General features: G+C 63.6%; 8 protein-coding genes and 1 riboswitch. Of the genes, 7 read left to right on the top strand and 1 reads right to left on the bottom strand.

The window, feature by feature from the left end:
- Positions 1-86 precede the first annotated feature (86 nt).
- A complete protein-coding gene (locus tag J4E53_RS28230) occupies positions 87-476 on the bottom strand; it encodes a hypothetical protein (protein ID WP_081015315.1) in 390 nt (129 codons plus the stop codon).
- A gap of 304 nt (positions 477-780) precedes the next feature.
- Positions 781-882: riboswitch (guanidine-I (ykkC/yxkD leader) on the top strand.
- A gap of 60 nt (positions 883-942) precedes the next feature.
- Between J4E53_RS28230 and J4E53_RS28225 the strand changes: the two genes are divergently transcribed.
- The 7 genes from J4E53_RS28225 to atzF form a co-directional block, all read left to right on the top strand.
- Positions 943-2010, top strand: coding sequence for a putative urea ABC transporter substrate-binding protein (locus J4E53_RS28225; protein WP_103311044.1), 1068 nt, complete (start codon positions 943-945; stop codon positions 2008-2010).
- A gap of 15 nt (positions 2011-2025) precedes the next feature.
- Positions 2026-2841 carry an ABC transporter permease gene (locus J4E53_RS28220; protein WP_060738777.1) on the top strand — a complete coding sequence of 272 codons (816 nt, stop codon included), beginning with the start codon at positions 2026-2028 and terminating at the stop codon, positions 2839-2841.
- Positions 2838-3626, top strand: a complete 789-nt coding sequence (locus J4E53_RS28215) for an ABC transporter ATP-binding protein (protein WP_103311042.1) — start codon at positions 2838-2840, stop codon at positions 3624-3626. Before J4E53_RS28220 ends, J4E53_RS28215 begins: the two co-directional genes overlap by 4 nt.
- Positions 3627-3639: 13 nt before the next feature.
- Entirely contained in the window at positions 3640-4365 is a 726-nt protein-coding gene (locus tag J4E53_RS28210) for an urea amidolyase associated protein UAAP1 (RefSeq protein ID WP_103311041.1), read from the top strand.
- An 11-nt stretch (positions 4366-4376) separates the two neighbouring features.
- Positions 4377-5018: an urea amidolyase associated protein UAAP2 gene (locus J4E53_RS28205; protein WP_042732480.1), complete on the top strand. Its 642-nt coding sequence runs from the start codon at positions 4377-4379 to the stop codon at positions 5016-5018.
- A gap of 286 nt (positions 5019-5304) precedes the next feature.
- A complete protein-coding gene (gene uca / locus J4E53_RS28200) occupies positions 5305-8946 on the top strand; it encodes an urea carboxylase (RefSeq protein WP_103311039.1) in 3642 nt (1213 codons plus the stop codon).
- A 22-nt stretch (positions 8947-8968) separates the two neighbouring features.
- The coding region (atzF, locus tag J4E53_RS28195; protein ID WP_207268239.1) for an allophanate hydrolase at positions 8969-10276 on the top strand (1308 nt) is incomplete at its 3' end.

Below are 10276 nucleotides of genomic sequence, written 5' to 3'. Positions count from 1 at the left end.
CTCGCTCCCACAAGAGCTATCCCATCGGTTTTATGACAGGTACAAAAAAAGCGGCGCTATATGCGCCGCTTTCTGTTGCCCCAGGATCAGCGATGACCGCCCCTTCCGTCATGACCACCGCGTCCCCGATGATCACGCCCGCCTCGACCGCCTCGGTCGTCATTCCAACCGCCCCGGTCACGGCCGTCCCAGCCGCCCCGATTCGGATAAGACCGGTACGCCGCTCGCGGTGGCGAGTAGTAGCGTGGGCCTTGTTGGTAGTAACGCGGTGCCGAGTAATAGCGCGGCGCCGGTTGGTAATACCGCGGGGCGTAATAGCCACGCGGGGCCGAATAATAACTCCCGCCACCGTAATAGACCGGCGCCGGTGAGGTGTAGACCTCGGAACGGTAGTAGCTCGAGTCTCCGTCGTAATAAGGCACGCAGGCCGAAAGAGTCAAACCGAGAAACGCAATGAGCAGCAGTCGTCGATACATGGCGGCCTCCTGGACCGCGGATGGGCCACATCAGCGACGCTGATGGGCGGCAGTCAACAGGGTGTGACTGACAACTACTCAGACAGCAAAATCGGAATCTGGTGCGACCTGGCAACAACTGGAAACATGTCCCTCGTCGCTCTTTTCCGGTGCGCGAGAGCACCACAAGCAAGCACAAATCCGCCCTCGATCCTCCTTCCCCAACACCTGCCCTCTCTGGCCCGGGGCTTTGCCGGAGTTGGCACGGCTCTCGCTTTAACAAACTCCGTGCAGGAGTCATCACAGGTTCGCGGCACCACAATTTGCAATGGCTGACTAGGGTTCCGGCTCGCCTCTGGCGAGTGGCTGGTCCGAGAGTTGGCGACCTCCAGTTGAGGTTACACGGCGGGACAAAAGCCCGGGAGACAAGCCACCGTTCGCGGTGCCGCGTTGCTCCTGCCCGCCCTTGATCAACTGGAGAACCACCATGCTCAAGCTTCGTCTGTCCGCCCTGCTCCTCGCCGCCCTCTCGGCCCTCGTGAGCTTTTCATCCGCCGCCGCACAAAAAGACCACTTCAGCGTCTGCTGGACCATTTACGCCGGCTGGATGCCCTGGGAATACGCCGGCAGCCAGGGCATCGTCGACAAATGGGCGAAAAAATACGGCATCAAGATCGATGTCGTGCAGCTCAACGATTACGTTGAATCCATCAATCAGTACACCGCCGGTCAGTTCGATGGCTGCACCATGACCAACATGGACGCCCTGACCATTCCCGCCGCCGGTGGCGTGGACAGCACCGCGCTGATCGTCAGCGATTTCTCTAACGGCAACGACGGCATCGTCCTCAAGGGCGAGGGCAAGAAAGTGGCCGACCTCAAGGGCATGGACGTCAATCTGGTGGAACTGTCGGTGTCCCATTACCTGCTGGCCCGCGCCCTGGATTCCGTCGGCCTTGCCGAAAAGGACCTGAAAGTCGTCAACACCTCCGACGCCGACATCTCCGCCGCGTTCAACACCGATCAGGTCAAGGCCGTCACCACCTGGAACCCGATGCTCTCGGACATCAAGGCCCAGCCCGGCGTGAGCGAAGTGTTCAATTCCAGCCAGGTTCCCGGCGAGATCATGGACATGATGGTGGTCAACACCCAGACCTTGCAGGACAACCCGGCCCTGGGCAAAGCGTTGACCGGCGCCTGGTTTGAAGTGGTGGCGCTGATGAATGCGAAAAACCCAGCCAGCCAGGCCGCGTTGGAACACATGGCCAAAGCCTCGGGCACCGACCTCAAAGGTTTCCAGGCGCAACTGGACACCACCAAGCTGTTCGCCACGCCCAAAGAAGCCCTCGGTTTCGCCACCAGCGAACAACTGCCCGCCACCATGGGCAAGGTCGCCGAATTCTCCTTCCAGCACGGTTTGTTGGGCGAAGGCGCCAAGGACACAAACGCGGTCGGCATGGCGTTCGCCAATGGCGTGACCCGCGGCGACAAGGCCAACCTCAAGCTGCGCTTTGACCCGACCTACGTACAGCTGGCCGCCGACGCCAAGCTGTAAACCGGAGGACCTGGCATGCGCCTGATCAACCGCTACCCGGATCGTCCCAGCCGCTTGTTGCTGGTGATCCTGCCATTCGCGCTGGTGTTGTTCGCCTACTTCATGGGCTCGGCCGAACGGTTGACGGACAACCCCAACGACAAACTGCTGCCCAGCGCCGTACAAATGGCCGATGCGGTCAAGCGCCTGGCCTTCACCGCTGACGCCCGCAGCGGCGAATACCTGCTCTGGCAGGACACCGCCTCAAGCCTGCGCCGGTTGGCCATCGGCCTGGGCATCAGTGCCCTGGCCGGGCTGTGCCTGGGCATTGCCGCCGGCACGTTGCCGCTATTGGGCGCGCCGTTATCGCCGCTGCTCACCGTGGTGTCGATGGTGCCGCCGCTGGCTATCCTGCCGATCCTGTTCATCGTCTTCGGCCTGGGAGAGTTGTCGAAAGTGATGCTGATCGTGATTGGCATCACACCGTGCCTGGCCCGGGACCTGGAACAGCGCGCTCGGGAAATTCCGCCCGAACTGCTGATCAAGGCCCAGACTCTCGGCGCTTCGACCTGGACCCTGATGCTGCGGGTGGTGCTGCCGCAATTACTGCCGCGCCTGTTGATTTCCCTGCGACTGATGCTCGGTTCGGCCTGGCTGTTTCTGATCGCCGCCGAAGCCATCGCCTCCACCGATGGGCTGGGCTATCGGATTTTCCTGGTGCGCCGTTACCTGGCGATGGACGTGATCTTGCCGTACGTGGTGTGGATCACCCTGCTCGCCTGGCTGATGGACTGGGGCCTCAAGCGCCTGACCCGGCAAGCGTTCCCCTGGTATGAGGGGGCGAAGGCATGAGTTTCATTACCGTGAACAATGTCTGGCAACAGTACGGCGATCAGGTGGTGCTCGAGCGCTTGAACCTGAGCGTCGCCGAGGGTGAGTTCTGCACCTTGGTGGGGGCGTCGGGTTGCGGCAAGTCGACCTTCCTGCGCTTGCTACTGGGCCAGGAACGCGCCAGTCGCGGACAGATTCTCCTGGATGGCGAGCCCTTGGCCGGCGAGCCGGATGCCAGCCGCGGCGTGGTGTTCCAGCGTTACTCGGTGTTCCCGCACCTGACCGTGCTGGACAACGTCGCCCTGGGCCTGGAGTTGCCGCGCTCGCCGCTACTGGGCCGTCTGTTCGGCAGCGCCAAACGCCAGGCCCGGGAAGACGCCGCACACTTGCTGGACAAAGTCGGACTCGGCCATGCGCTGGATAAATACCCGGCGCAACTGTCCGGAGGCATGCAGCAGCGACTGGCCATCGCCCAGGCACTGATCATGAAGCCGCGGGTCCTGCTGCTGGACGAACCCTTCGGCGCCCTCGACCCGGGCATTCGCAAAGACATGCACGCCTTGTTGCTGGAGTTGTGGCGCGAAACCCGCCTGACCGTGTTCATGGTCACCCATGACCTGTCCGAAGGTTTCAGCCTCGGCACGCGCCTGCTGGTGTTCGACAAAGTCCGTGTCGATCCCCACGCCCCTGGCGCCTATGGCGCCCGCATCACCTACGACATTCCATTGAACAGCGACCGCCGCACCGCCCGTGCCGCCGTCGACGCCCTGCCCGCCGAACTGGCCGGCACATTGCGTATCGCTTGAAAGGAGTTTTTCCATGCCCGACTCGACCCGCTTGTTTACGCCCTTCGCCGAAGAACTGCTGCCCGGCGGCGGCCACCGTTCGTTCGTGCTCAAGCGCGGCCAGCTGCTGCGCCTGACCGATCTGCGCGGCGGGGCCAACGTGAGCCTGACGCTACTCAATGCCAACGAGAAAACCGAACGCTTGAACCTGCCTGACAGCCTCAAATGCCAACACACCGCCAAGCTCACCGCCGGCCACTGCCTCTACTCGGACATGGGCCGGGTACTGGCGGCCATCACCGCCGACACCTGCGGCTGGAGCGACAGCCTGGGCGGCGTGCTCTGCGCCGAGGAAGTCGCACAAAAATACGGTCAGGGTCGCTACCAGGAACTGCGCAACGGCTTCTTTCGCAACGGCACCGACAACCTGTTGGTGGAACTGGGCAAATGGGGCCTGGGCCTGTCCGACCTGTTGATGACCCTCAACCTGTTCAGCCGGGTCGATGTCGATGAGGCGGGAAACTTTCACTTCGTCGAGGGCAACTCCCTGACCGGCGACTACATCGAGCTGTACGCGCCAATGGACACCCTGGTGGTGCTGACCGCGCTGCAACATCCGATGGACCCAAACCCGCAATACGCCCCGCAACCGCTCAAGCTCAGCTGGATGAATGCCGACGCCAGCGTCGCCGAGCACTGCCGTCTTTCGCGCCCGGAAAACCAGCGCGGCTTCATCAACACCGACCGCCTGTTCACCTGAGGATCGCTGCCATGTCACTCGCCATCGCCACCGCACACAAGCAACCCGACACCGCTGTCTACCGTGCCACGATTCCCGCCGGGGAACCCTGGCTGGTGGAGGTCAAGGCGGGCCAGACCCTGCGCATCCTCGACCTCGAAGGCAACCAGGCGGTCGATACGCTGTTCTACAGCCTGGCCAACCCCAAGGAACGCTACGACGTGCAACGCACCCTGCGCCGGCAAAACAGCGTTTATTTGAGCACCGGCAGCGTGCTCTATTCCAACCTCGGCCACCCGATGCTGACCATCGTCGAAGACACTTGCGGGCGCCACGACACCCTCGGCGGCGCCTGCGCCCAGGAAAGCAACACCGTGCGCTACGCCCTGGAAAAACGCTACATGCACAGCTGCCGTGACAACTACCTGCGGGCCTGCGCCCACGATGGTCGCCTGGGCAAGGGCGATATCGGGCCGAACATCAACTTTTTCATGAACGTGCCGGTCACCGCCGACGGCGGGCTGACCTTCGAAGACGGGATCTCGGCGCCAGGCAAATACGTCGACCTGCGGGCCGAGATGGACGTGATCGTGCTGATCTCCAACTGCCCGCAACTGAATAACCCGTGCAACGCCTACAACCCCACGCCAGCGGAGCTTTTGATATGGAACTGAAACTCACCCGCCTGCGTCGCTGGCTGTTCACGCTGTGCCAGAGCCGATCGGGGCAATGCATCAAGTAACGCCCTGATCCCCTGTGGGAGCGAGCTTGCTCGCGATAGCGGTCTGTCAGGCACATCGATGTTGGATGGACCATCGCTATCGCGAGCAAGCTCGCTCCCACAAGGGGCGCAGTGATGTTTGGAGGTTTGCCACCTGGGACGACCCCGGTGGCCATCGACAACTGCGGGACGGCCCGCATCCCAGTTCAGGCAGCGCTCATGCCTGAGGGGGCAATGCCATGTTCGAAAAAATCCTGATTGCCAACCGTGGCGCCATCGCTTGCCGCATCCTGCGGACCCTGGGCGAGCTGAAGGTCCACGGCGTGGCGGTGTATTCCCAAGCCGACGCCGCCAGCCTGCATATCTTGCAGGCCGACGAAGCCCACAGCCTGGGCGAAGGCGCGGCGGCCAATACGTATCTGGCGGTGGACAAGCTCCTGGCGATTGCCAAAAGCAGCGGCGCAACGGCGATTCATCCCGGCTACGGCTTTCTCTCGGAAAACGCAGCCTTCGCCGAAGCCTGCGAAGCGGCCGGTGTCGCCTTCATTGGTCCGACGCCACAACAACTGCGCGTGTTCGGTCTCAAGCACACCGCCCGCGACCTGGCGCGGCAACACGGCGTGCCCCTGCTCGAAGGCACCGAACTGCTGGACAGCCTCGACGCCGCACTGTTGGCCGGCACCCGGATTGGCTATCCGGTGATGCTCAAAAGCACGGCCGGCGGCGGCGGCATCGGCATGCGCGTGTGCCGCAGCGCCGCCGAGCTGAGCGAATCCTTCGAAGCGGTCAAGCGCCTGGGCCAGAACAACTTCAGCGACGCCGGAGTATTCATCGAGAAATACATCGAGAAGGCCCGGCACCTGGAGGTGCAGGTGTTCGGCGACGGCCAGGGCCAGGTGATCGCCCTGGGCGTGCGCGACTGCTCGGTGCAACGGCGCAACCAGAAGGTCCTCGAGGAAACCCCGGCGCCCAACCTGCCCGAAGGCATGGCCGACGAACTCTGCGCAGCGGCGATCCAACTGGCCCAGGCGGTGAATTACCGCAGCGCCGGCACTGTGGAATTCGTGTTCGACAGCGACGCCGGGCGCTTTTACTTTCTGGAAGTGAACACCCGCCTGCAAGTGGAGCACGGTGTCACCGAACAGGTGTGGGGCGTGGACCTGGTGCGCTGGATGGTGCAACTGGCTGCCGGAGACCTCCCGCCGCTGAACGAGTTGAGCCAGGGTTTAAAAGCCGAGGGCCACGCGATCCAGGCGCGCTTGTACGCCGAGGATCCAGGCCGGGACTTCCAGCCAAGCCCGGGACTGCTGACCGCCGTGAAATTCCCCGAGGCCGACGGCAAACAGTTGCGCATCGACACCTGGGTCGAGGCCGGTTGCCAGATCCCGCCCTATTTCGACCCGATGATCGCCAAGGTCATTCGCTGGGCGCCAACCCGCGAACAGGCCCGCCTGGGCTTGCACCAAGCGCTGGACGAAAGCCTGCTGTACGGCGTCGAAACCAACCGCGCCTACCTGCAACAGATTCTCCTTGATGCACCGTTTGCCAACGGCCAGCCCTGGACCCGCTGCCTGGACGCGTTGGTCTACCGTGCCAACACCGTTGAAGTGCTCAGCCCCGGCACCCAGACCAGCGTCCAGGACTATCCCGGCCGCCTCGGTTATTGGGCGGTGGGGGTGCCGCCGTCAGGACCGATGGACAGCCGTTCGTTGCGCCTGGGCAACCGCCTGCTGGGCAATGAAGAAGGTGCGGCGGCATTGGAAATCACCATGAACGGGCCGCTGCTGCGTTTCAACTGCGATGCCCGGGTGGCGGTGACCGGTGCGGTGATTGCCCTCACGCTCGACGGTGAAGCCGTACCGATGAACACCCCGCTGTCGATCGCTGCCGGCGCCACCCTCGCCATCGGCAACATTTCCGGTGCCGGGGCGCGCAGCTACCTGTGCCTGCAGGGTGGCGTACAAGTGCCGGATTACCTGGGCAGTAAAAGCACGTTTACCCTCGGCCAGTTTGGCGGCCATGGCGGACGAGCATTGTGTACCGGCGACGTGTTGCACCTAGCGCCACTGGATGAGCACACGACGCTGCCGCCAACCAGCGCACCGATCCTGGAACTGCCGAGCGTGCGCCAGATCCGCGTGATCTACGGCCCCCACGGCGCGCCCGAATATTTCACCGAGCGCTCTATCCAGACGTTCTTCGACACCGCCTGGGAAGTGCACTTCAACTCCAGCCGCACCGGCGTCCGACTGATCGGGCCGAAACCTGAATGGGTTCGCGCCGACGGTGGCGAGGCCGGGCTGCATCCTTCCAATATCCATGACAACCCCTACGCCATCGGTGCCGTGGACTTCACCGGCGACATGCCCGTCATCCTCGGCCCCGACGGCCCGAGCCTGGGCGGTTTCGTCTGCCCGGTGACGGTGATCGAAGCGGATCTCTGGCAGTTGGGGCAGCTCAAGGCCGGGGACAAGGTGCGATTCGTGCCGGTGGATATATCGACCGCGCGCTCACTGGCCCTGAAATGGGCCCCCTGTGGGAGCGAGCTTGCTCGCGATAGCGGTCAGTCAGTGACTTCGATGTTGGATGTCCCGCCGCTATCGCGAGCAAGCTCGCTCCCACAGAGGATTGTGTCGCCTGTGGTGTTGGATATCGGGCAGGACGATACCCGCCTGGTTGCTCGCCTGGCCGGCGACACTCATCTGCTGCTGGAAATCGGCGCCCCCGAACTGGACCTGGTGCTGCGCTTTCGTGCCCACGCCTTGATGCAGGCGTTGGAACACAAACAATTGCACGGTGTGATCGACCTGACGCCAGGCATTCGCTCGCTGCAAGTGCACTATCAACCCGAACAATTGCCCCTGGCCGCTCTACTGAGCATCATCGCTGGTGAGTGGGACGCCGTGTGCGCCGCCCAGGACCTGCAAGTGCCGTCGCGCATCGTCCACCTGCCGCTGTCCTGGGATGATCCGGCCTGTCAGCTGGCCATCGAGAAATACATGACCACCGTGCGCAAGGACGCACCCTGGTGCCCGAGCAACCTGGAGTTCATTCGACGCATCAACGACCTGCCCAACCTCGACGCGGTGCAACGCACGGTGTTTGACGCCAGCTACCTGGTCATGGGCCTGGGGGACGTCTACCTCGGCGCGCCGGTTGCCACACCGCTCGACCCACGCCATCGACTGGTGACCACCAAATACAACCCGGCCCGGACCTGGACCGCGGAAAACTCGGTGGGCATCGGCGGCGCCTACATGTGCGTGTACGGCATGGAAGGGCCTGGCGGCTATCAGTTCGTCGGGCGCACATTGCAGATGTGGAATCGTTATCGGGAGGTCGCCGCATTCGACGGCAAACCCTGGTTGCTGCGGTTCTTCGATCAGATCCGCTTCTACCCGGTCAGCGCCGATGAGTTGCTGCACATCCGCCGCGAATTCCCCCTGGGCCGCTTCGACCTGAAGATCGAGCACAGCCAGCTCAACCTCGCCGACTACCAGCGTTTCCTGGTGCAGGAAGCCGACAGCATCGCCGCGTTCCGCCACCAGCAACAAGGTGCCTTCGAGGCCGAGCGCGAGCGTTGGATCGCCAGTGGCCAGGCACACTTCGACAGTGAAGAACCGGCCATCTCGCCAAGTGAAGATGCGCAGCTGACTGACGGTCAACTGAGCGTCGACAGCCACATCGCTGGCAACCTCTGGCAAGTGCAGGTCGACGTGGGCACGCGGGTGGCCGCCGGTGATGTGCTGGTCATCCTGGAGTCGATGAAGATGGAAATCCCGCTGCTTGCGCCCTCGGCCGGCGTGGTGCGCGAGGTGCGCGTCCAGGCCGGTTCGGCGGTGCGCGCCGGACAGCGCGTCGTGGTGCTGGAACGTGACTGAACTCAATCAAAGGATTAACACCATGAACCTTTCGCTTCGCTTGGACGACCTGCGCGATGCCTATCGCAGCGGCGAACTGACGCCTCGCAAATTGCTGTTGGACCTGCGGGAAAAAGCCGCGGCGCTGAACCCGGACTATCACCTGTTCATCCACCTGCTGACGGTCGAGGAACTGGAGCCCTACCTGGCCGCATTGGAAGGCCGCGACCTGGAAAGCTTGCCCCTGTATGGCGTACCTTTTGCCATCAAGGACAACATCGACCTGGCCGGCATTCCGACCACGGCAGCCTGCCCGGCGTTTGCCTATGTGCCGCCACGCTCGGCGACCATTGTCGAGCAGTTGCTGGCACTGGGCGCGATCCCCCTGGGCAAGACCAACCTCGACCAGTTCGCCACCGGGCTCAATGGCACCCGCTCGCCCTACGGCGCCTGCCGCAACAGCGTGTTGCCCGACTATCCGGCAGGCGGTTCGAGCGCCGGCTCGTCGCTGGCCGTGGCCCTGGGGGTGGCGAGTTTTGCCTTGGGCACCGATACCGCCGGCTCCGGTCGGGTGCCCGCCGCGCTGAACAATCTGGTGGGATTGAAAGCCACCCTGGGCTTGATCTCCACGGCGGGCGTGGTCCCGGCCTGTCGCACGCTGGACTGCGTCACGACCTTCACGGCGACGGCCAAGGAAGCCAGCCAGCTATTGGCGCTGACGGCCCGTCCAGACCCTCGAGACGACTACAGCCGCCACAACCCGCAGTGGAACGACGGCTCTTCGTTCGGCGCGCCTCGGCGCTTTCGTTTCGGTGTGCCGCGCCAGCAGGACCTGGCGTTTTTCGGCTGTCCTGAAGGTCCGCAACTGTTTCTGGAGGCCATCGAGCGACTCGAACGTCTGGGCGGCGAAGCCGTGGAACTGGACCTGTCGCCGTTCCTGGAAGCCGCACGGCTGCTTTATGAAGGCCCGTGGGTGGCCGAACGCTACAGCGTTGCCGGCCCATTGATGGAGCACGAACCCGACGCCGTACTGCCCGTCATCCGCGCCGTATTGGCGAAAGCGCCTACGGTAGATGGCGTACAAACCTTCCGCGCCCGCTACCGTTTGCAAACGCTCAAAGCCCAATGCGACCGGGCCATGGACGCGCTTGATTGCGTACTCACACCGACCATTGGCCGGCCAGTGACCCTCGCCGAACTGGCCGCCGAACCGGTGCTACGCAACTCGGAACTGGGTTACTACACCAATTTCATGAACCTGCTGGACTACGCCGCCGTCGCCGTTCCCAGCGCGTTCATGACCAACGGCTTGCCCTGGGGTGTGACGCTGTTCGGTCGAGCCTTCACCGAT

The sequence above is a fragment of the Pseudomonas sp. FW305-28 genome (genome assembly GCF_017351395.1).
Taxonomy (GTDB): Bacteria; Pseudomonadota; Gammaproteobacteria; order Pseudomonadales; family Pseudomonadaceae; genus Aquipseudomonas; species Aquipseudomonas fluorescens_AA.
The sequence above is the reverse complement of the archived record's forward strand: the minus strand, read 5'-3'. Positions and strand labels throughout refer to the sequence as shown.

What these genes read in the sequence shown, in the direction of transcription:
- J4E53_RS28225 (WP_103311044.1), top strand. Translation starts at nt 943, where the DNA reads ATGCTCAAGCTTCGTCTGTCCGCCCTGCTCCTCGCCGCCCTCTCGGCC.
- J4E53_RS28215 (WP_103311042.1), top strand. Translation starts at nt 2,838, where the DNA reads ATGAGTTTCATTACCGTGAACAATGTCTGGCAACAGTACGGCGATCAG.
- uca (WP_103311039.1), top strand. Translation starts at nt 5,305, where the DNA reads ATGTTCGAAAAAATCCTGATTGCCAACCGTGGCGCCATCGCTTGCCGC.
- J4E53_RS28220 (WP_060738777.1), top strand. Translation starts at nt 2,026, where the DNA reads ATGCGCCTGATCAACCGCTACCCGGATCGTCCCAGCCGCTTGTTGCTG.
- J4E53_RS28210 (WP_103311041.1), top strand. Translation starts at nt 3,640, where the DNA reads ATGCCCGACTCGACCCGCTTGTTTACGCCCTTCGCCGAAGAACTGCTG.
- J4E53_RS28230 (WP_081015315.1), bottom strand. Translation starts at nt 476, where the DNA reads ATGTATCGACGACTGCTGCTCATTGCGTTTCTCGGTTTGACTCTTTCG.
- J4E53_RS28205 (WP_042732480.1), top strand. Translation starts at nt 4,377, where the DNA reads ATGTCACTCGCCATCGCCACCGCACACAAGCAACCCGACACCGCTGTC.